Origin of the sequence: Actinoplanes sp. NPDC049316 (assembly GCF_040677315.1) — a bacterium.
Taxonomy (GTDB): domain Bacteria; phylum Actinomycetota; class Actinomycetes; order Mycobacteriales; family Micromonosporaceae; genus Actinoplanes.
In genome coordinates this window covers 157,877-177,655 of the sequence record NZ_JBFAQM010000012.1, presented here as the reverse complement: position 1 = coordinate 177,655, position 19,779 = coordinate 157,877, and the positions used below count along the sequence as shown (strand labels likewise).

Below are 19,779 nucleotides of genomic sequence, written 5' to 3'. Positions count from 1 at the left end.
TGGGCGGCGTCCCGCGACGCCGCTCACCTCGGGTTATGCACAGCGTTCCACTGCTTTCCACAGCGTTATCCACAGCTAGTTGCGCAGCTCATACCCGTTTGTCGGGTTTGACCGTAAGTAAGGGTTAACTGTGACGGATACTCCCGAGATCCCCGCCGAGGAGCCGCAGGCCGACACCGGCGGCGGCGTGGGCCAGCGCGTCGAGCCGGTCGGCCTCGAGGTCGAGATGCAGCGGTCGTACCTCGACTACGCCATGAGCGTCATCGTCGGCCGCGCCCTCCCGGACGTCCGCGACGGCCTCAAGCCGGTGCACCGCAAGATCCTTTACGCGATGTACGACTCGGGCTTCCGCCCGGACCGCGGGTACGTGAAGTGCGCCCGCGTCGTCGGCGACGTCATGGGCAACTACCACCCGCACGGCGACTCGTCGATCTACGACGCGCTGGTCCGCATGGGCCAGCCGTGGTCGCTGCGCTACCCGCTGATCGACGGCAACGGCAACTTCGGCTCGCCGGGCAACGACCCGCCGGCCGCCATGCGCTACACCGAGTCGAAGCTCTCGCCGCTCGCCATGGAGATGCTGCGGGACATCGACGAGGACACCGTCGACATGCAGGACAACTACGACGGCCGGACCAAAGAGCCCACGATCCTGCCGGCGCGGTTCCCCAACCTGCTCGTCAACGGCTCCGAGGGCATCGCCGTCGGCATGGCCACCAAGATCCCGCCGCACAACCTGCGCGAGATCGCCGGGGCCGTCCAGTGGTACCTCGACCACCCCGACGCCGACGAGGCCACCACCCTCGAGGCGGTCCTGGAGATCGTCAAGGGACCCGACTTCCCCACCCGGGGGCTGATCGTCGGCCAGCAGGCGATCCAGGACGCCTACCGCACCGGCCGCGGCTCGATCCGGATGCGCGCCGTCGTGGAGGTCGAGGAGGACCAGCGCGGCCGGCCCTGCCTCGTGGTCACCGAGCTGCCGTACCAGGTGAACCCCGACAACCTCGCCGAGCGCGTGGCCGAGCTGGTCAAGGAGGGCAAGCTCACCGGCATCGCCGACATCCGGGACGAGAGCTCCGGGCGTACGGGTATGCGGTTGATCCTGGTCCTCAAGCGCGACGCGGTCGCGAAGGTCGTGCTGAACAACCTCTACAAGCACACCCAGCTGCAGGAGACGTTCGGCGCGAACATGCTGGCGCTGGTCGACGGCGTGCCCCGCACGCTGAACCTGGCGCAGTTCATCCGCTACTACGTCGATCACCAGATCGACGTCATCCGCCGGCGTACGGCCTTCCGCCTGCGCAAGGCCGAGGAGCGCGCGCACATCCTGCGCGGTCTGGTGAAGGCCCTCGACGCGCTCGACGAGGTCATCGCCCTGATCCGGCGCTCGCCGACCGTCGAGGACGCCCGCCAGGGCCTGATCCAGCTGCTCGACATCGACCAGGTGCAGTCCCAGGCGATCCTCGACATGCAGCTGCGCCGGCTGGCGGCGCTCGAGCGGCAGAAGATCATCGACGAGCTGGCCAGCATCGAGGTCGAGATCGCCGACCTCAAGGACATCCTCGCGAAGCCCGAACGGCAGCGGGCGATCGTCTCGGAGGAGCTGGCCGAGATCGTCAGCCGGTTCGGCGACGAGCGGCGCACCCAGATCATCCCGTTCGACGGCGAGGTCTCCATGGAGGATCTCATCGCGCGCGAGGACGTTGTGGTGACCATCACACGAACTGGTTACGCGAAGCGCACGAAGGTCGACCTGTACCGCTCGCAGAAGCGCGGCGGCAAGGGCGTGAGCGGCGCATCTCTGCGTCAGGACGACATCGTCAGCCACTTCTTCGTCATCTCGACGCACTCGTGGATCCTGTTCTTCACCAACAAGGGCCGCGTCTACCGCGCGAAGGCGTACGAGCTGCCCGAGGCGAACCGGGTCGCGAAGGGCCAGCACGTCGCCAACCTGCTGGCCTTCCAACCGGACGAGCACATCGCGCAGGTCATCCAGATCCCGAACTACGAGGTCGCGCCATACCTTGTGCTCGCCACCAAGAATGGCCTCGTGAAGAAGACCCGCCTCGCCGAATTTGACTCCAACCGCAGCGGTGGCATCATCGCCATCAACCTGCGGGAGGATGACGAGTTGGTGGGCGCCGCGCTGGCTGCGCCGGAGAACGACCTGCTCCTGGTGTCGAAGAACGCCCAGGCCATCCGGTTCAACGCGACCGACGAGGCGCTGCGGCCGATGGGGCGGGCCACCTCCGGTGTGATCGGCATGCGCTTCGGCGACAGCGACGAGCTGCTCGCGATGGAGGTCGTGCGCGAGGGCATGGACGTTTTGGTCGCCACCAACGGCGGGTATGCCAAGCGGACGCCGATCGAGGAGTATCCCGTGCAGGGGCGGGGTGGCAAGGGCGTGCTGACCGCGAAGATCACGGAGCGTCGCGGTGGCCTCGTCGGAGCGCTCGTGATCGACCCGGAGGATGAACTGTTTGCCATCACCAGCAATGGTGGTGTCATCCGGACTCCCGTGAAGCCTGTACGGCGCACGCGGGATCGGAACACAATGGGGGTCAAGCTGATGGACCTCCCAGAGGGTGTAACCATCGTGGCGCTTGCTCGTAATGCCGACGAGCCTGACGAACAGGACTAGTTGATGCCGGAGACACAGGCGAAGTCGGGAGGTCCGGGGGCCTCGGCGACTCCCGTCGATGCGGAGCCGAAGAAGGACGGCGCCGCGTCGAACGGGCGTGAGGCCGCAGGCCGCGCGGCGGTCCCCGCCGAAGCCCCGTCCCCGCCGAAGTTCACCCGCGCGCCGGGCATGGCCCCGCCGCCGGGCGAACCGCCCGCCGACAGCGACAACCAGGCCGACGGCAAGCGACCGGCCGGCACGGGCGCGAAGGGCGCGGTGAAGGGCTCGGCCACTGTGCCGATCGTCACCAAGGGCAAGAGCGGCGGCGCGGCCCCGGCGGCCCCGTCCGCGCGTACCGGGGTCATGCCGCCCCCGGTCAACCCGCCCACGGCCCCGCAGCGGCCCGGAGAGGCGCCCAAGCGCCCGTCCGGCGGCACCGCCGCGGGCTCGGCCGCGGTCGGCGCCGCCCGGGTCTCCGAGACGGTCCGCTCGGCCCGCAACACCGTGTCGTCGGCCGCCGCCCGCGGCCCCCGGCGCGCCCGGCTGAACCTCAAGCGGATCGATCCCTGGTCCGTCATGAAGTTCGCCTTCGCGGTCTCCATCGTCCTGTTCATCGTCGTGGTCGTCGCCACCTCGGTGCTGTACCTGGCCCTCGACGCCATGGGCGTGTGGGGCGAGGTCAACAAGAGCCTCGAAAGCCTGGTGAACTCCGCCGGCGGCACCGACGGCGCGACCGGCGGCGGCTTCCGCATCACCGCCTGGGGCGTCATCGGCACGTCGATGCTCATCGGCGCGGTGAACGTGGTGCTGTTCACGGCGCTGGCCACCCTCGGCGCCTTCATCTACAACGTCTGCGCCGACCTGGTCGGCGGCGTCGAGCTGACGCTCGCCGAGCGGGACTGACGCCCGTTCCGGACCTGGGCCTGGGGCGTCAGCGTCGCTGAGTGTAGGGACCGGCCGTCACGTTCGCGTGGCGGCCGGTTTCTTTGCCGGCCGGCCGGCCGCGGTAGCCGGAAGATCCGTTCCCCTGCTCCGTGCCATGGCTGCCCGGGGAGCACGGGTTCCTTTGTTGCACCCGTCATTCGGCCTCGTCGCGGTCATCACCGTTGCTTGAGTCCGCCATCCTGTGGGTGCCGGCATCCGCGGGGTGCCGTCCCTTGGGTGGCGGTCCCTAATTGGTTGGCGTCGGCTGGCCGCGCGTGGTTTCGTAGCGGCTGAGCGGACGCTCGGCGGGGTGCGAGAGCCCCCGATTTGGGCGACCGGAACCGGGTACGGTAACCTTCGTGTCGCTGTCACGGGGCTATAGCTCAGTCGGTTAGAGCGCAGAGCTGATAACTCTGAGGTCGCTGGTTCGATTCCAGCTAGCCCCACCACGCACGTCCTCCGCCGAAGACTCAAAGGGGACCAGGCCCATGCTGAAGAAGCTCCTCCTCGTCGCCGGAATCGTCGGTGCGGCCGCCCTGGTGGTCAAGAAGGTCAAGGCCTCCAGCGACGAGCGTGCCCTCTGGCACGAGGCCACGACCGCGCCCGACCTGCGATAGGTTCCACGGTCTGGGGGCCCTAGCTCAACTGGCAGAGCACCGCCTTTGCAAGGCGGGGGTTAGGGGTTCAAGTCCCCTGGGCTCCACTCCACCGCTTCGTCTTCAGCCCCGAGATCTTCGAGCTCGGGGCTTTTGCGTACGCGGGTCACGTCGATCTGCCGGTCCAGGTCGGGCCTGCTGAATCGTATGCGCCGGAGCCCTTTCCTCCGCAGGCGGCACTTCTCTGCTTCTGGCCTCTCGGGTCGGTCCCACTTCCGGCCTCTCCGTTCATCCACGGCCCCGATCACGGGATCAGGCCTGTCCCAGGCGTGGGTGTCGTGTCCACGGCGATGGCCGAGCGTGGGTGTCGTGTCCACGGCGATGGCCGAGCGTGGGTGTCGTGACCACGGCGATCGCCGAGCGCGAGTGTCGTGACCACGGCGATGGCCGAGCGCGAAACCGCGACCGCGGCCGCGGTTTGCTGTGAACGTCGCAACCGCGACCACCGTGGAGCGGTAAACGGCGTGACTCCGGACACCTTCGACCGGTGAACGCTGCCGAGCTGCCGGGGTCGTCGATGTGGGCGTACCCCGGTCGCTTGCGGCGATGAGCGCGCCGCCCCCGGCGGTGAAAGAACCATCGGCCGTTCGGTTGTTGCATCGGGGCAATGATCGCGCCACTATCCCTCTGTGACGATGCGCACACGGAACTGGATGACCACCGGTGAGGCAGCCGTCTTGCTGCGGTCGTCGCGGGCGCACGTGGTCGATCTGTGCCTGCGAGGGCTGCTGCCGTACGTCACGATCGACGGGCAGCGGCGTATCCGGCGGTGTGACGTCGAGGCGCTCATCCGGCCGGGCATGACCCGCGAGCAGGCGCAGATTCTGTGGCTGCACCGGGCGGTGGCCGGCAGGCTGGTGCAGGATCCTGGGGCGATCATGGCGGCGGCCGCCATCAACCTTCGCAGGCTGCGGCGCCTGCACCCCGATGGGCGCGCGTGGGAATGGCTCGATCGCTGGGATGCCGTTCTCGAGCAGGGGGTGGAGGCGGTCCTCGACGCGCTGACGTCCTCCGCCGAGTACGCCATCGAACTTCGGGCGGCGTCACCGTTCGCCGGCATCCTCACCGAGACGGAGCGCCGGCGGGTCCTGGCGGCCTTCGCCGCCAGCCGGGCCGACCATGCCCGACCTATGCGGCCCGAGAAGTTCGAGCGTGTCCTTCGCAGCGTCTGAGCTGCGGGAGGTCACGACGGCGGGACTGTGGGGCGCGGGGTCGGAGGATGGCACGGCGGTCGAGCGGGGCACGGCCGTTCGCGCGGGGTGTGAGGACGGCGTGGCTGTCGCGGGCGACATTCGAGCGCGGCGCGGCGGTTCCGCGCGGGATGGCGCGGCTGTCGCGCGGGGTGTGAAGACGGCGCGGAACAGGTGTCCCGGCCATAGCTGTGGTGAGGGGTCAGCCGGCGGCGAGGCGGTGCCCATCCCGGTCGGTTCAGCGGTGCAGCCAGGCCAGGAGGTCCGCCGGTGCCAGTTCCGCTGCTCTTTGTTCGTACCGGATGAGCTCTTCGGGGGTGAGGAGTTCGCGGCCGGCGCCGGAGGTTCCTCGGCGGAAGAAGGCGTTGCGGTCCTTCATGATGCCGGCCGGGTCCGGAGCCAGGCGGTCCGCTCGAGCCCGCATCTGCGTGAACGTGGCCGCCTCGACGAGCGTGGGCCAGCGCTCCTCCGGTACGTCGATGTCCAGCCGGGTGGCGAGGCGGCGCATCTCGCCGTCGAGGTCGTTCGTCAGGTCGGTGTAGTGCAGCAGTACGACGTTGGGGTCTTCGCGGCGACGCCAAGCGTCCGTCAGGTGCCACATGACTCCGGGGAGGGAGTCGAGTGATTCCGCGGGATCGACCTCCTGGTTGATCCAGTCGACGAGGGAGTCGTGGAGTGGCCGGGGCGGTTCGGCGGGCTCGGATTCGGCCGTGGCAGGGGTGGCCGGGCCGGTCGGGAGGAGTTCGGCGAGGCGCTCGCGGTTGAGGTTGTCGCCCTGGTGGAAGAGGGACACCGCCATGTCGAGCGGGTGCCGGGCCACCACCACGTAGGTGGCTCGCGGGTCGAGGGGAACGCCGTCCAGCGGGGTGTGGGTCTTGATGAAGCGGCGGTGCTGCTGCTTCTCGAGGCGGGCGTACACGTCGTCGCGCGGGACGATGAGCCAGTCCAGCCACGGCGAGAGCTCGGGGAGTGGTGCGGGCAGCTCGGGATCCTGGAAGACGAGCAGCGCACAGATCATCTGCGTCCAGGTCGTGCCGCTTTTCGACCGCGTACTGATCACGATGTCGCCCTGACGGAACGGGAAGCCGTCCCAGCGGGCGCTGTCCTCATCGGGGGAGCGGTAGCGCATTCCGCCGAACCTAGGTCAGCTCGCCACGCCGCGCGACCCATTTCGGTCCGCGCCGCCGATGTCGGCGGTTGGGCGCCGTCTCAACCGGCGGTTGGCTGCCGGATCATGCTTCGCTTGGGCTGTTTGCTTTCGCGGCGCTGGCCGCCGCGGGGTGCTTGGCTGTCGGCTTATGTGGTGGCTGGCCGCCACGCGGCGCTTGTGCGCCGCGGGGTGCTTGGCTGTCGGCTTACGCGGTGGCTGGCCGCCACGCGGCGCTTGTGCGCCGCGGGGTGCTTGGCTGTCAGCTCACCCGGTGCTTTGACGTCGCGCATTGCGCCATCTTCGCTTCGCGGAGAGGGGCGGGCACGACCGGGCGTTCGCCACGGGTACGGGTTTTCGTTCGCGCTCGCGTGCCTCTCCGTTCGCGCGGGCTTCGCCTCATCGTGAGTAGCCTTCACTCGTGAGTGGACGGAAACGAGCCGCGGCGATCATCGTGCGGGACGGGCGAGTGCTGATGGTGCACGAGCGGAGCCGGCGCGACGGCGGCCGCGAATGGTGGACGCTGCCGGGCGGCGGGATCGACCCGGGCGAGACCCCGGAGGACGCCGTACGGCGCGAGGTGCTGGAAGAGGTCGGCCTGGTCGTCAAGGAGGCGCGGTACCTGCAGGACGTGCCGTACCCGTCGGGCATGACGTCGGTGTTCGCCTGCACGGTGGGGGACGGGGAGCCTGAGCTGGGTCCGCACCTGGGCGGGCCGGAGCCGATCGGGCTGGCATGGGTGCCGCTGCCGGACGTGGAGCCGGGCGCGGGCGGGCTCGTCCCGATCCCGCCGATGATCATCGCCTTGCGGCTGGAGTAGGGCGCGGTGGACCCGGTTGCGGTGCACGCCGAGCCGGTCAGCGCGGCGGATCTGCGCACCTCACCACACCGGGACTCAGGAGGCCAGGGCAAGCCAGTCGTGCTCGCGGGACCTCCTTGAGCTGCGGTTGCTATGCACATATTGCGGCGCAATCCGACGCGCCTGCTACGGCGTTCGTGAGTCGGGTCGCGCTGCGCCCTTGGCGGGCGTCGCGGCCGACCGCTGCGGGAAGGCCGGGGTACGGCTGATGCTGCGGCGGCGCTGTGTGACGAAGTATGCGCTGCTGAGGGCGTACCCGAAGGTCAGAAGAAGGCCGACGGCCCGGACCCTCGGAGGTGCGACGGCCGCGAGCGCGACGCCGAGCGCGGCCACCGACCAGACGGCGAGCAGGGTCGCGTTGGCGGTGTCCTGGACCGTCCACCGCGCGGTGCGGCGGCGTGCCTGGCGATGAATTTCGGTCAGGAGAGCATGGCCCATGCCCAGCGCGAGGAAGCCGAGCAACACGGTGGCGAAGACCGAATGAGCGCCGCCGGCGACGGCTGCGATGGCCGTGCCGCCGGTGAGCAGGGCGAGACCGCTGACGGTACCGACCCGTGCGCTACGTCTCTCCTCCATACCAAATGACAGTCGGCAGGATCAGGCTCGGACTGAGCGGGGGATCGGTCTGACGATGTTGTATTGGGCTCCTGGTGCCGCTGTGGGCTCTCCCGTGCCTTGCGGGAGGACGAGGCGGAGACGCCGCGGTTCTCCGGGCTTCGCGTGCCGCGGTTCTCCGGGCCTCGCGTGCCGCGCTGGGCGGGGTTCGCGTGCCGCGCTGGGCGGGGTTCGCGTGCCGCGCTGGGCGGGGTTCGCGTGCCGCGCTGGGCGGGGTTCGGGTGCCGCGCTGGGCGGGGTTCGCGTGCCGCGCCGGGCTCTCCGGGCGCGGCTTTGGGGACTCCGGGCACCGCCGTCGGACCATCTCAATGCGCTTCGGGCTCTCCCACGCGGCTCAGACTCGGGCGCCGCTCCATGTGTGTTCGGGCGCCGCGCCGCCGGCCGGGGCGCCGCTCGCGTTCTGGGCCCGGCGCGCGAGGGGGACCTGAGTGGCTGGCCGATCGGAATCCGGGCAGGATGACGGGCGTGATGGGATCTCTGAAGCTCGAGCCTGCGATCGCTCGGCTGGACCTGCTGGCCGGGCCGGTCGCAGCGGCTCTCGAGGTGTGGCCGCCGGACGCGCCGATCGACGGCGACCAGGTGCTGGTCGCGCCGATCGACGCCGACCTGGCCGACACCGCGGCCTTCTGCGAGGCGTACGGGGTGGGGCTCGAGCAGTCCGCGAACTGTGTGATCGTGGCCGGTCGCCGCGGCGAAGTGACCCGGTACGCGGCCTGCGTAGTTCTGGCCACCACACGCGCGGACGTCAACGGCGTGGTGCGGCGGCACCTCGAGGTGCGCAAGGCGAGCTTCGCGCCGATGGACGACGCGGTACGGCTGACCGGCATGGAGTACGGGGGCATCACCCCGATCGGGCTGCCGGCGTCGTGGCCGGTGCTGGTCGACGCCCGGGTGGTCGCCATGCCGCACGTGATCATCGGATCGGGCGTACGGCACAGCAAGATCGCTATTGCCGGGCCGGCGTTGGGGGCGCTGCCGGGGGCTGAGGTGATCGAAGGGCTGGCCCGCGAGGTGTAGGCGATCGGCTCTGCCGGCTCCTGCCGGGGCGGCTGGGGGTGCGGAGGTCGCCGGGCGTGTGGAGACCGTGCGGCGTGCCGAGACCGCCGGATGTGTGCGGACGGTCGGGTATTTGGAGACGCCGGGCGTGGAGACAACCGGGGGCCCCGAGACCGTCGGACGGACCGAGACCGTCGGACGGACCGAGACCGTCGGACGGACCGAGACCGCCGGACGGACCGAGACCGCCGGGGGGTGCCGAGGCAGTCGGGGGTGCCGAGGCAGTCGGGGGTGCCGAGGCAGTCGGGGGTGCCGAGGCAGTCGGGGGTGTAGAGATCGCAGGGGGCGGAGAGCCGGCGGGCGTGCGGAGGCGGCTCGGCGTGTAGAGGCGGCCGGGCTTAGTGTCCGGCTCGGCGCCGAGGTGGCCGCCTTGGTTTCACGTGGAACATCATCGAGCGGCGTCGACGGCCTCGCGACGAGCGATCTCGTCAAGGGCCTGCCGGAGCACCGGCACCTCCTGCGCGCCCTGCACCGCGTACTTACGGTCGATCACGAACGTCGGAACGCTGGTGATTCCCAGTTCGCGCGCCTCGAGCAGGTCGGCGTTCACCGCGTCCGTCCCCGCCGGAGACGCCAGGTACGCGAGCGCGGCCTCTTCGTCGAGGCCGATCGACCCGGCGAGCCGGGCGAGCGCGGCATGGTTCCCGATGTCGATGCCGTCCTCGAAGTGCGCCCGCTGCAGCGCCTCGATCATCATCAGCTGAAGGTCCTGCCCGGCCGCCCACGCAACGAGCCGGTGAGCGTCGAACGTGTTCGCGTTGATCGCCCGGTCGAAGTCGAGCGTGATCCCGTCGGCCGCACCGATCGCGGTGACGTGCGCGAACATCTGCTCGGCGCGCTGCGCGCCGCCGAACTTCTCCGCGAGGGCCTGCTTGGTCCTGACCGGCTGCGGGACGGGACTCGGATCCAACTGGTACGCCCGGAAGGTGACAGTCACGTCCCCAGCGAACCCCTCGAGCGCTGCCTCCAGCCGGCGCTTGCCGATGTAGCACCACGGGCACACGACGTCCGACCAGACTTCGATGTTCACGCCCGTGCCTCTTCCTGCTCGCGGATCTGGCGCTTGAGCCGGGCCAGGATCGCCGTCCCGCCACGGATCCGCAACGGGCTGATCGCCGTGGCCAGGCCCATCCTGCTGTACAGGTCATCCGGCACGCTCAAGATTTCGCCGGCCGTGGCACCCTCCAGCCCTTCGGACAAGATCCCCGCGAAGGCGCGCGTGGTCGGCGCCTCCGGCGGGCAGTCGAACCACGTCCTGACCGTCTCGTCCGGCTGCACCTCGGCGCGGAGGAAGAACTGCGTCTGACACTCCGGAACCTGCTCCATGCCCTCGTGGTCCTTGAACTCGTCGGGCAGGGAAGACACCGAGTCGGAGAACTCCAGCAGCATCTCGAGCACGACCTCACGCGGCGCGGAGGAGAACTCGTCGACGATTTCGGCCAGCTTCGGCGGCATGTCGCTCACGGTTGTGACCCTACGTCGCCTGAGCACGGCCCGCCGATCCCGCCGGCCCGCCGACCGCGTGGCGATGAGCACGCCCTGCGCGGCTACGGCAAACACGGCCCGTCGACGCCTGGGCTCCGCGGCGGCCAGAGCGATAGCCGGGCAGCGCCTCACCTCGGGCGTATGCCGAAAGGGCGTAAGCCGGCGGACACTCCGGCTGTCGGCTGTCGGCTGTCGGCTGTCGGCTGTCGGGCGTCAGGCGTCAGGCGTCAGGCGTCGGGTTCGGGCGTCAGGCGTCGGGTTCGGGTCATGGGCGTTAGACCTCGCGCCTCGCCCCTAGCGCCTCGCGCCTCGCGCCTCGCGCCTCGCCCCTAGCGCCTCGCGCCTCGCGCCTCGCCCCTCGGGCCTCGCCCCTAGCCCCTCGCCCCTAGCGCCTCGCCCCTAGCGCCTCGCGCCTCGCCCCTCGCGCCTCGGGTTTCGAGCGAAGAGCGTCGGGCCACGGGCCTCGGACCCCCGGGGGACGTCAGGCCTCGAGCGTCAGGCCGGGGCCGTCGTCGGCACCAGGGCGATGTCGCTCAGGCTCAAAATTCCGACCACCTTGCGGTCGGCGTCGCACACCAGCAGCCGGCGTACGCCGCGCCCGCGCATCGCCTGGACAGCTTCCTCCACCGTGGCCGACTGCTCGACCATGATGAGTTCGACCGTGGCGATGGACGCGAGCGTGGTCGACTGTGGCGGCAGGCCTTCGGCGATGGCGCGGACCACGATGTCGCGGTCGGTGACCATGCCGGACATGGTGGGGCCGTTGGTCACGATGACATCGCCGATGCCCTGGTCGCGCATGGCCTGCGCGGCCTCGTCGAGCATGGTGTCGCCCGGCAGGTAGACGACCTTCCTGGTCATGACCTCCGCCACTGCCGTCCTTGCCATGGCTGTACCTCCCCGCGCTCGTACCCGCCCGTTACGCGAGCGGGTACCCGACCGTCTCATCGACTACACCCTGCACCCTTCCCGCGAGGGACCGCCACGGTTGCCTGCCCGCATGCGCCCGCGAGCGGATGAATCTGCTGCCGCTTCAGCACTCGACCCCGCCGCTGCTTCAGCACCCGGTCCCGGCACCGCTTCAGCGCGAAGCCCGTCAGCCGGCGACAGCATCGATGACCTCCGCGAGCGCGACGTCGCGGCGTTCACCCGTACGGCGATCGCGCAGCTCCGCGTACCCCTCGGACAGGCGGCGGCCGACCACGACGCAGCGTCGGATGCCGATGAGCTCGGCATCGGTGAACTTGACGCCGGCCGACAGTTGCGGGCGGTCGTCCACCAGCGCCCGAAGCCCGGCCGCCTGCAGTTGCGTCGCCAGTTCCAGCGCGGCCGGTATCTGCCCGTCCTTGCCGGCGCCGATGACGTGCACGTCGGCGGGCGCCACCTCGTCGGGCCAGATGATGCCGCGGTCGTCGTGGTGCTGCTCGGCGATCGACGCCACCGCGCGCGAGATGCCGATGCCGTAGGACCCCATGGTCGGGCGTACGGGACGGCCGTCGGCGCCGAGCACGTCGACGTCGAACACGTCGGTGTATCGGCGGCCGAGCTGGAAGATGTGCCCGATCTCGATGCCACGGCGGATGGTGAGCGAACCGTCGCCGCATTGCGGGCAGGGATCGCCCGCTCGGACCTCCGCCGCCTCGATCGCGCCGTCGGGCGTGAAGTCGCGTCCCGCAACCACGGAGGTGGCGTGCTTGCCGGGCTCGTTGGCGCCGGTCAGCCACGCACTGCCGGCGACGACCCGCGGGTCGGCGAGGTAGCGGACCTTGAGACCCTGCGGACCGATGTAGCCGCGGACGAGGTCGGGCCGGGAGGCGAAGTCGTCGAACATCGTGGCGGTGGCGGGGCTGAGCGCCGCCTCCAACCGCTTCATGTCCACCTCACGGTCGCCGGGAACACCGATCACCAGAAGCTTGTCGTCCCTGCCCGGGTGATGAACTGTGACGACCACATTCTTGAGCGTGTCCGCCGCTGTCCAGTCGGTGCGGCCGTCGAGCGCGCGAGCGTTCGCGAGGTCGACCAGCGATGCGATGGTCGGCGTCGCGGGAGTGTCGTGCACGGTGAGCGGTCCGTGCTCGCGGCTGTCGGCGGGCGGCGCGGGCGTCACCACAGCCTCGGTGTTCGCCGCGTAGTCGCATCGGGTGCAGCCGACGAAGGTGTCCTCCCCGACGTCCGCGGTGGCGAGGAACTCTTCGGACGCGGATCCGCCCATGGCACCGGACACCGCCGACACGATGGTGTGGTCGAGCTCGAGCCGCTCGAAGATGCGCTGATAGGCCACCCTGTGCTTCGCGTACGCCTCGCGCAGTCCTTCTTCTGACAGGTCGAAGGAGTAAGAGTCCTTCATCAGGAACTCACGCCCGCGCAGCAGCCCCGCGCGGGGGCGCGCTTCGTCGCGGAACTTCGTCTGCACCTGGAAGAGGATCAAGGGGAAGTCGCGGTAGGAACTCGTCATGTCCTGGACGAGCAGCGCGAACATCTCCTCGTGAGTGGGGGCGAGCAGGTAGTCCGCGCCGCGCCGGTCCTTCAGCCGGAAGATGTCGTCTCCGTACTCCGTCCAGCGTCCGGTGATGTCGTAGGGCTCGCGCGGCAGCAACGCCGGGAAGTGGACCTCCTGGCCGCCGATGGCGGCCATCTCTTCCCGGACGACCGCCGTGACACGGTCGAGGACCAGCTTGCCGAGGGGCAGCCACGTATATCCGCCCGGCGCCGCGCGGCGGACATAACCGGCCCGCAGGAGCAGCCGATGGCTCGGCACCTCTGCTTCCGCCGGCTCCTCGCGCAGGGTCTTGAGCAGCATCGTGGACATCCGCATGAGCATGTCCGAGAGCCTAGGGAGGCCGTCCGACAGAAACACCCCGTTATCCCGGCCGGCTCCGGTGTCGCCATCGTCACTCTGCCGTTCGTGGCCGGCCGGTGGAAAACTCGCCTTGATTCTGCAAGTGAGGAGACGTTCAGGGGGCGGGGGCATGACCTGGAAGAGCTTCGTGGCGATGGGTGACAGCTTCACCGAAGGCATGGATGACGCTTATCCCGATGGCACCTATCGTGGGTGGGCAGACCTGGTGGCGGCGCGTCTGGCCGTCGAGGCCGGCCCCGATTTCGGGTACGCGAACCTGGCCGTCCGCGGCAAACTCCTCGACCAGGTCGTCGCGGATCAGCTGGAGCCGGCCCTGGCGATGCGGCCCGACCTGGTCAGCTTCGCCGCCGGTGGCAACGACGTGCTGCGCCGCAAGGTCGATCCGTGGGGCCTGGTGCACCGGATCGATCCGGTCATCGGCCAGCTGCGGGCGGCCGGCGCCGACGTCGTCCTCTTCCGGTTCGCGGACGTCACCGCCGTCCTGCCGGGCCAGCGCATCGTCGGGCCTCGCGCGGCGGCGCTCAACGACGGCGCCCGTGAGCTGGCGCAGCGACATGGCGCGTACCTCATTGATCTGTTCGCCGACGACGCCTTCCGTAACCCGCTGATGTGGAGTGCGGACCGCCTGCATCTGTCGGCCGCCGGACATCGGCGCGTCGCCGCGCACGTGCTCAACACGCTCGGCGTCGGTGTCGACGAGGACTGGATGCTGGTCCCGCCGATGCCCGCACCGACCCCTTGGCTCCTGGCCCGTGGTGCGGACCTGCGGTGGGCCGGACAACACTTCGCCCCCTGGCTCAAGCGACGGCTCATCGGCGAGTCGTCCGGTGACGAGGTCACCGCGAAGCGGCCTGAACTGGCTCCCATCGACGCGATAGCGTGAGTGACATGTCCGTTGCGAACGACCCGGCGCCGTCCCTGCAGGCGTACGCCCATCCCGAGAAGCTGGTCACCACCGACTGGCTCGCCGCCAACCTCGACACCCCGGGCCTGGTGGTCGTCGAGTCGGACGAGGACGTCCTGCTCTATGACACCGGCCACATCCCGGGCGCCGTGAAGGTCGACTGGCACCTCGAGCTCAACGATCAGCTCACCCGGGACTACCTCGACCCGGCCCAGTTCGCGGCGCTCTGCGAGGCGAAGGGCATCGGCCGCGACGACACGATCGTGTTCTACGGCGACAACTTCAACTGGTGGGCCGCGTACGCGCTGTGGGTCTTCAGCCTCTTCGGTCACCGCGACGTACGGCTTCTGGACGGTGGCCGGCAGAAGTGGGTGGCTGAGGGACGGGAGATGACGCGCGAGAAGACGGTACGCCCACCCGCGACGTACCCGGTGCCCACGCGCGACGACAGCCAGCTCCGCGCCTTCCGGGACCAGGTCATGGCGCACATCTCCAGCGGCCGTCCGCTCGTCGACGTGCGGTCCCCACAGGAATACACGGGTGAGCTGACCCACATGGAGGCCTATCCGCAGGAGGGCGCACTGCGCGGCGGCCACATCCCGGGCGCGGTCAGCAAGCCGTGGAAGTCGGCCGCGAACGAGGACGGCACCTTCAAGCCGGCCGACGAGCTGGCCAAGATCTACCGGGACGAGCTGGGCCTGGAGACGGGCGACGACATCATCGCGTACTGCCGGATCGGCGAGCGGTCCAGCCACACGTGGTTCGTCCTGCAGCACCTGCTCGGCTATCCGCAGGTGCGCAACTACGACGGTTCGTGGACGGAGTGGGGCAACCTCGTCCGCGCGCCCATCGCCAAGGGGAATGAGCCCGGCGGGCTCTCCTGACCCGCTGTTTCTCCGCTGACGCCGTCCGGGTGACCGGGCGGCGTCTTGCTTTGTACCGCGGGCCTGGTGCGAGGGTTTTCCACAGGCCGGCGTCGCCGCGTGAACCAAATTCGGCTCGCTTCGCGATAGTCCAAGTGTGAGGCGCAGAAGGCAGACACCGGCCCGGCCGGTGACCCAGGACAGCAGCGACGCCGAGCTGCTGCGCGCCGTCGCGGCGGAGGACATGGAAGCCCTGCACCTGCTGCACGGCCGCCACGCGCCCTGGCTGAGGCTCCGGCTGACCCGTCGCTGCGCGGACCCCGATGTCGTCGACGCCGCGATCCAGGACACGTTCGTCGCCATCTGGCGTGACGCCCGCAGATACCGCGAGACCCGTGCCGATCCGGCCGCCTGGATCTGGACCATCGCGATCCGGCGGCTCGTCGGCAACCTCCGCGGGCCGGGTCATCGATGGGTGGGCGGCATCCCGGAGCAGGACATCGAGACCGTGCCGTCGGCCGAGGACCTGGTGCTGCTGCGCGTCGAGCACGGCGATCTCGGCGAGGCCCTCGACCGGCTCTCCCCGGAGCTGCGCGCGGTCATCCAGGCCACGGCGATCGACGGCCTGACGGTCAAGGAAGCGGCGCGCTGTCTCGGCGTCGCGGAAGGCACGGCGAAGACCCGGCTCATGCGGGCCCGGGCACGGCTACGGGAGTTGCTGGCATGACCTCGAAGGAAACTGCGGCTGCCTGGCACGTCGACAAGGACCTCTTCGACGCGTACGCGAACGGCCGGCTCACGCCCAGCCGGGTGATGGCGGTGGATGCGCACCTGCAGGCATGTGCGGTCTGCCGGGCGGCTGTGCCGCTCGACGCCTCCTGGCTCGACCGCAGCTGGAGCCGCGTGAACGAGGCGGTTCTCGCAGTCCGGCCGAGCCGGGTGGAACGGGCGCTGGGCAACGTCGGGATTCCGGAGCATCGGGTGCGGCTGCTGGCTGCCACACCCGCACTGCGCTGGTCGTGGCTGCTGGCGACCGCCGCCGTGCTCGCATTCGGCGTCGCTGCTGCGTACACCGGCCAGGCGGGGGCCCGCACGACACTGCTGCTGTTCCTCGTTTTCGCTCCTGTGCTGCCGGTGCTCGCCGTCGCCACCGCGTACGGACCGCCTGCGGATCCGATGCACGAGATCACCTCGGCGACTCCCACGGCCGGTCCGTCTCTCGTGCTGTGGCGGGCGGCGGCCGTTGTGGGGGTCTCGATGGCCATGGGGGCCGTCGCGGCTGTCCTGCTACCCGGGCCTGGTTGGTGGGCGGCCGCGTGGCTGCTGCCCGCCTTCCTGCTGTGCGTCAGCACGCTGGCCCTGGCCACGGTGCTACCCCTCGCCGCGGCCGCGGCCGTCTTCGGCGGGCTGTGGCTCTTCGTGGTCGGCGGGGTGGCGATCGCCGGCTCGCCCGTTCAGCCGTTGTTCGGGCCGGTCACCCAGGTCGGCTATCTCGCGGCGGCCTTCGTCGCCACCACCGTCCTGACCGTGCGCCGCCGCCGCCTCGACCCCGGGGAGACAAGATGACCACCGTCCGCATCGCAGGACTGAGCAAGCGCTACGGATCCACGACCGCCGTGGACGACCTCGACCTGGAGATCGGCACCGGCGTCACCGGCCTCCTCGGTCCCAACGGCGCCGGGAAGACCACGCTGCTGCGCTGCCTGGCGACGGCGCTCGCTCCGGATCGGGGCCGGGTGGAGGCGTACGGGCTCGATCCGGCCGTCGCCGCCCAACGGACCGAGCTGCGCCGTCGCCTCGGCTATCTGCCACAGGACCCAGGCCTCTATCCGAACTTCTCGGCCGCCGCGCTGCTCGACTATGTGGCTGTTCTCAAGGAGATGACGGACGGCCGCCGGCGGCGCGCCGAGGTGCGCCGGGTGCTGGAGGAGGTCGGACTGGCTGACCGGGCCACCGTGAGGGTGCGGAAGCTCTCCGGGGGCATGCGCCAGCGCCTCGGCCTGGCTCAGGCACTGCTCGGAGAGCCCGATCTGTTGATCCTCGACGAGCCGACGGTGGGGCTTGACCCGGAGCAGCGCATGTTGTTCCGCGCCTTGATCTCCCGGCTCGGCGAGACGCGTACGGTGTTGCTCTCCACCCACCAGACGGAGGACGTCGGCGCGCTGTGCGAGCGCGTGGTGGTGATGCGGCAGGGACGAATCGTGTACGACGGCACGCCGCGTGGGCTCGCGCATCAGGCCGAGGGCCAGGTGTGGTTGTCGGCCCAGCCACCGGAGGGCAACCTGCTGTATTGGCGCAACTCGGATGGCGAGTTCCGCACTCTGGGGACCCAGCCACCGGACGGCACACCGGTGAAGCCCTCCATCGAAGACGGCTACCTCATGCTGCTGGGGCCGGAGGTGGCGGTCCGATGACAGCCACTCTGGTCGAGCCCGTACGCGCACCCGCGCGCGTGGCAACGGCCTCGCTGGTGCTCAAGGAAGCCCGCCTGTTGCTCGGCATGTCGACCGTGTGGATCGGCGTCGTCCTGGCCGTGGCCCTGTGTACAGCCTGGGGCTGGACGACCGAGCCGCGCTGGGATGTCTTCACCGCCAACTCCGGCATGGCCTCGTTGGTGCTCGCCGGCTTCCTCGTGCTGATCGGGCATCTGGCGGCGTCCCGGGACCACAGGCACGGCTCGACGGAATTCGCGCGTACGCTGCCGAGCCCGGCGCGCCGCAGGACCGTGGGGCTCCTGGCGCTCGTGCCGGCGGCTGGACTCGTGGCCGCGTCGGCGGTGCTTGCCGAACTGATTCTCCTGCTTCCGTCCTGGCCGGTCGGCGCCTTCGATCCGTGGCTGATCGGGGTCGCCGTCGTGATCCCGATGGTCGGGGCGGCGGTGGGAGTAGCGGTGGGGCGCTGGCTGCCGTCCACGGCCACCGGCCCGCTGACCCTCTTCGGCCTCGCGGCCGTGCTGGCGATCCTTCCCGTTCTCGGTTCCAGCGCGGATGCCCTGCCGTGGCTGCTCTTCCCGGTCGTCCTCGACGAGAACGTGGCACCCACGATGCCCCGGCCGACCGGCGCGCACCTGCTCTACCTGGTCGCCCTGCTCGTGGCTGTGGTCGCCGGCGCCTTGCTTCGGCATCGGCGCCTCCTCACGTCGATCGTGATGGCGGTCGCGCTCGTGCTTGCCGTCGCCGCAGTGCAGCGACAACGGGATGAGCGGGTTCCCACCGGGCCGGAGACGGCGTTGCCCTATCTCGACGAGTCGGCGCAGCACTGCGAGCGGCGAGGACTGGTCACCTACTGCGCGCTGCACGGCTACGGACCCTGGATCTCGCTGTGGAGAGATGCCATCGATCCGGTGGTACGGGCGTTGCCTCCCGGCGTCACCGACCTGCCCCTCGTGCGGCAGGGGACCGGACCGGCCACCAGCGTGATCGCCGATCAGCACTGGGGCCGCCACGGCTCGTGGGCGCGCGACAGCCGTACCGACCTGAGATCTCAGTACATCCGCGTGCTCCTCAGGATGCCGGATCAGCTCGCCGGCCATCCGGGGCCCGGCGGTCTGGCCGAACGCAACCGGGCGGTGCTGCCGCAGGGGTCTCTGGAGCTGAGCACCGGACCGGGATGTTCCGGTTCTGGCCAGCTGCGAACGGTCATGGCGTTGTGGCTGGTGGCCCAGGCCGACCGCGACGGGCGTGCGGTGCTCAGCCATCCCGAAAACCTCCGGTTCGGCCGGGTCGACATCGGCCGGGCCGAGATCGAGGCGGCGAAACGCCTGGTGGAGGCACCGCGCGACCGGGTCGGGGCCTTGTTGGCGGACAACTGGGCCTCCGTTCGGTCCGCGGCGCCGGCCGGTGATGTCCTGGCGCCCTTCGGTGTGGCGAATCTGCCGGTCGCTGACGAGGAAAGCGCATGTCCGTGAGAGTTCGGCAGACGCTGCTGCTCGCGGCGCCGGTCATCCGCATCGTGCCGTGGGTTCCTGTCGCCGCCGCGACAGTCGTGTCCGTGCTGACCCTGCTCCCCGCCCTGACCGGAGCTCCCGCACCCGCGAGCCAGATCTGGGGCGTACGGATCGCGGCCGTCGTCCTCGGCGCCGGCGCAAGCTTCGCCCTGGTGGATCCGATGGCCCCGCTGTCGGTGACTCCGACCCCACGGTGGTTGCGGCAATGGCTGCGCGTGGCAGTCGTCCTCGTGCCGATCACCGCGGTGTGGGCAGGCCTGTATCTCGCCGCTGCCGCGAGCCTCGATTCCGCCCGGCTCCCGTCCCGGGACCTCACAGTCGAGGCAGCCGTGTGCGGTCTGACTGGTCTCGCCGGCGCGGCCGTGGCCGCCAGAAGCGGACATTCGCTGACTCTCGCCGTAGCCGGCCCTGCGGCTCAGGGAGGCCTCATGGTGGCTACGCTTTTCCTGCCAGCCGGATTCTCGGCGTGGCCGCTGCCGGACTCACCGCAGTGGGAGAGGGTGCACGACTGGTGGCTTCCGATGCTGCCCGTCCTCGTCGTCTCACTGGTCCTCGCGAACCGTGAGCTCTGGCCATGGCGCCGTAGGAAACCCGCCCTCGTGGATGCGCGCGATCTCGTGAGAGCCCGATGACGCGATCTCGTGCGGGCCTGGC

The 19,779-nt window shown here is 70.3% G+C and carries 19 protein-coding genes and 2 tRNA genes; 15 read left to right on the top strand and 6 right to left on the bottom strand.

Translation table 11 applies throughout. The annotated features are described in order from the left end of the window. Nucleotides 1-130: 130 nt before the first annotated feature. The 6 genes from gyrA (at nucleotide 131) to AB0K03_RS20430 (ending at nucleotide 5,372) form a co-directional block, all read left to right on the top strand. Entirely contained in the window at nucleotides 131-2,641 is a 2,511-nt protein-coding gene (gyrA, locus tag AB0K03_RS20455; protein WP_364687081.1) for a DNA gyrase subunit A, read from the top strand. A gap of 3 nt (nucleotides 2,642-2,644) precedes the next feature. Further along, nucleotides 2,645-3,523: a DUF3566 domain-containing protein gene (locus AB0K03_RS20450; protein WP_364687079.1), complete on the top strand. Its 879-nt coding sequence runs from the start codon at nucleotides 2,645-2,647 to the stop codon at nucleotides 3,521-3,523. A gap of 393 nt (nucleotides 3,524-3,916) precedes the next feature. Next, nucleotides 3,917-3,993: transfer RNA gene (locus AB0K03_RS20445), tRNA-Ile, on the top strand. 39 nt (nucleotides 3,994-4,032) lie between these two features. Then, on the top strand, nucleotides 4,033-4,161 hold the full coding sequence (locus tag AB0K03_RS20440) for a DLW-39 family protein (RefSeq protein WP_233413195.1): 129 nt from the start codon (nucleotides 4,033-4,035) through the stop codon (nucleotides 4,159-4,161). 13 nt (nucleotides 4,162-4,174) lie between these two features. Next, nucleotides 4,175-4,247 (top strand) — tRNA-Ala (locus AB0K03_RS20435). 588 nt (nucleotides 4,248-4,835) lie between these two features. Further along, a complete protein-coding gene (locus AB0K03_RS20430; RefSeq protein ID WP_364687147.1) occupies nucleotides 4,836-5,372 on the top strand; it encodes a helix-turn-helix domain-containing protein in 537 nt (178 codons plus the stop codon). 256 nt (nucleotides 5,373-5,628) lie between these two features. On the opposite strand, the gene AB0K03_RS20425 is transcribed toward AB0K03_RS20430, so the two are convergent. Further along, the gene (locus AB0K03_RS20425; RefSeq protein WP_364687077.1) at nucleotides 5,629-6,519 is read right to left on the bottom strand and encodes a sulfotransferase domain-containing protein; all 891 of its coding nucleotides are present in this window, start codon (nucleotides 6,517-6,519) and stop codon (nucleotides 5,629-5,631) included. A 439-nt stretch (nucleotides 6,520-6,958) separates the two neighbouring features. On the opposite strand from AB0K03_RS20425, the gene AB0K03_RS20420 reads away from it, so the two are divergent. Beyond that, nucleotides 6,959-7,357, top strand: a complete 399-nt coding sequence (locus tag AB0K03_RS20420; protein WP_364687075.1) for an NUDIX hydrolase — start codon at nucleotides 6,959-6,961, stop codon at nucleotides 7,355-7,357. Nucleotides 7,358-7,522: 165 nt separating this feature from the next. Here the strand turns inward: AB0K03_RS20420 and AB0K03_RS20415 are convergent, their stop codons facing one another. Continuing rightward, nucleotides 7,523-7,972: a hypothetical protein gene (locus AB0K03_RS20415; RefSeq protein WP_364687073.1), complete on the bottom strand. Its 450-nt coding sequence runs from the start codon at nucleotides 7,970-7,972 to the stop codon at nucleotides 7,523-7,525. 507 nt (nucleotides 7,973-8,479) lie between these two features. Between AB0K03_RS20415 and AB0K03_RS20410 the strand changes: the two genes are divergently transcribed. Then, nucleotides 8,480-9,028 (top strand): YbaK/EbsC family protein, encoded by a 549-nt coding sequence (locus AB0K03_RS20410; protein WP_364687145.1) that lies wholly within the window; start codon nucleotides 8,480-8,482, stop codon nucleotides 9,026-9,028. 427 nt (nucleotides 9,029-9,455) lie between these two features. Here the strand turns inward: AB0K03_RS20410 and AB0K03_RS20405 are convergent, their stop codons facing one another. The 4 genes from AB0K03_RS20405 to AB0K03_RS20390 form a co-directional block, all read right to left on the bottom strand. Further along, on the bottom strand, nucleotides 9,456-10,097 hold the full coding sequence (locus tag AB0K03_RS20405; RefSeq protein WP_364687071.1) for a DsbA family oxidoreductase: 642 nt from the start codon (nucleotides 10,095-10,097) through the stop codon (nucleotides 9,456-9,458). Continuing rightward, a complete protein-coding gene (locus AB0K03_RS20400; protein WP_364687069.1) occupies nucleotides 10,094-10,531 on the bottom strand; it encodes a SufE family protein in 438 nt (145 codons plus the stop codon). The genes AB0K03_RS20405 and AB0K03_RS20400 overlap by 4 nt, the downstream gene beginning before the upstream one ends. Before the next feature lie 516 nt (nucleotides 10,532-11,047). Next, nucleotides 11,048-11,440: a CBS domain-containing protein gene (locus AB0K03_RS20395; protein WP_364687067.1), complete on the bottom strand. Its 393-nt coding sequence runs from the start codon at nucleotides 11,438-11,440 to the stop codon at nucleotides 11,048-11,050. A 208-nt stretch (nucleotides 11,441-11,648) separates the two neighbouring features. After that, nucleotides 11,649-13,373, bottom strand: a complete 1,725-nt coding sequence (locus AB0K03_RS20390; protein ID WP_364687065.1) for a proline--tRNA ligase — start codon at nucleotides 13,371-13,373, stop codon at nucleotides 11,649-11,651. Between the two features lie 148 nt (nucleotides 13,374-13,521). Between AB0K03_RS20390 and AB0K03_RS20385 the strand changes: the two genes are divergently transcribed. From AB0K03_RS20385 to AB0K03_RS20355, 7 genes are all read left to right on the top strand, one after another. Beyond that, a complete protein-coding gene (locus AB0K03_RS20385) occupies nucleotides 13,522-14,295 on the top strand; it encodes an SGNH/GDSL hydrolase family protein (RefSeq protein ID WP_364687063.1) in 774 nt (257 codons plus the stop codon). A gap of 5 nt (nucleotides 14,296-14,300) precedes the next feature. Next, nucleotides 14,301-15,200, top strand: coding sequence for a sulfurtransferase (locus AB0K03_RS20380; RefSeq protein ID WP_364687061.1), 900 nt, complete (start codon nucleotides 14,301-14,303; stop codon nucleotides 15,198-15,200). A gap of 136 nt (nucleotides 15,201-15,336) precedes the next feature. Next, entirely contained in the window at nucleotides 15,337-15,906 is a 570-nt protein-coding gene (locus AB0K03_RS20375) for an RNA polymerase sigma factor (protein ID WP_364687059.1), read from the top strand. Then, nucleotides 15,903-16,745, top strand: a complete 843-nt coding sequence (locus AB0K03_RS20370) for a zf-HC2 domain-containing protein (RefSeq protein ID WP_364687057.1) — start codon at nucleotides 15,903-15,905, stop codon at nucleotides 16,743-16,745. Before AB0K03_RS20375 ends, AB0K03_RS20370 begins: the two co-directional genes overlap by 4 nt. A 50-nt stretch (nucleotides 16,746-16,795) precedes the next feature. Beyond that, on the top strand, nucleotides 16,796-17,593 hold the full coding sequence (locus AB0K03_RS20365) for an ATP-binding cassette domain-containing protein (protein ID WP_364687055.1): 798 nt from the start codon (nucleotides 16,796-16,798) through the stop codon (nucleotides 17,591-17,593). After that, nucleotides 17,590-19,086 carry a hypothetical protein gene (locus tag AB0K03_RS20360; protein ID WP_364687053.1) on the top strand — a complete coding sequence of 499 codons (1,497 nt, stop codon included), beginning with the start codon at nucleotides 17,590-17,592 and terminating at the stop codon, nucleotides 19,084-19,086. The genes AB0K03_RS20365 and AB0K03_RS20360 overlap by 4 nt, the downstream gene beginning before the upstream one ends. Then, a complete protein-coding gene (locus AB0K03_RS20355; protein ID WP_364687051.1) occupies nucleotides 19,077-19,757 on the top strand; it encodes a hypothetical protein in 681 nt (226 codons plus the stop codon). Before AB0K03_RS20360 ends, AB0K03_RS20355 begins: the two co-directional genes overlap by 10 nt. Nucleotides 19,758-19,779: the final 22 nt, after the last annotated feature.

What these genes read in the sequence shown, in the direction of transcription:
- AB0K03_RS20415 (WP_364687073.1), bottom strand. Translation starts at nt 7,972, where the DNA reads ATGGAGGAGAGACGTAGCGCACGGGTCGGTACCGTCAGCGGTCTCGCC.
- AB0K03_RS20370 (WP_364687057.1), top strand. Translation starts at nt 15,903, where the DNA reads ATGACCTCGAAGGAAACTGCGGCTGCCTGGCACGTCGACAAGGACCTC.
- AB0K03_RS20450 (WP_364687079.1), top strand. Translation starts at nt 2,645, where the DNA reads ATGCCGGAGACACAGGCGAAGTCGGGAGGTCCGGGGGCCTCGGCGACT.
- AB0K03_RS20425 (WP_364687077.1), bottom strand. Translation starts at nt 6,519, where the DNA reads ATGCGCTACCGCTCCCCCGATGAGGACAGCGCCCGCTGGGACGGCTTC.
- AB0K03_RS20440 (WP_233413195.1), top strand. Translation starts at nt 4,033, where the DNA reads ATGCTGAAGAAGCTCCTCCTCGTCGCCGGAATCGTCGGTGCGGCCGCC.
- AB0K03_RS20410 (WP_364687145.1), top strand. Translation starts at nt 8,480, where the DNA reads ATGGGATCTCTGAAGCTCGAGCCTGCGATCGCTCGGCTGGACCTGCTG.
- AB0K03_RS20360 (WP_364687053.1), top strand. Translation starts at nt 17,590, where the DNA reads ATGACAGCCACTCTGGTCGAGCCCGTACGCGCACCCGCGCGCGTGGCA.
- AB0K03_RS20385 (WP_364687063.1), top strand. Translation starts at nt 13,522, where the DNA reads ATGACCTGGAAGAGCTTCGTGGCGATGGGTGACAGCTTCACCGAAGGC.
- AB0K03_RS20380 (WP_364687061.1), top strand. Translation starts at nt 14,301, where the DNA reads ATGTCCGTTGCGAACGACCCGGCGCCGTCCCTGCAGGCGTACGCCCAT.
- AB0K03_RS20430 (WP_364687147.1), top strand. Translation starts at nt 4,836, where the DNA reads ATGCGCACACGGAACTGGATGACCACCGGTGAGGCAGCCGTCTTGCTG.
- AB0K03_RS20390 (WP_364687065.1), bottom strand. Translation starts at nt 13,373, where the DNA reads ATGCTCATGCGGATGTCCACGATGCTGCTCAAGACCCTGCGCGAGGAG.
- AB0K03_RS20395 (WP_364687067.1), bottom strand. Translation starts at nt 11,440, where the DNA reads ATGGCAAGGACGGCAGTGGCGGAGGTCATGACCAGGAAGGTCGTCTAC.
- AB0K03_RS20355 (WP_364687051.1), top strand. Translation starts at nt 19,077, where the DNA reads ATGTCCGTGAGAGTTCGGCAGACGCTGCTGCTCGCGGCGCCGGTCATC.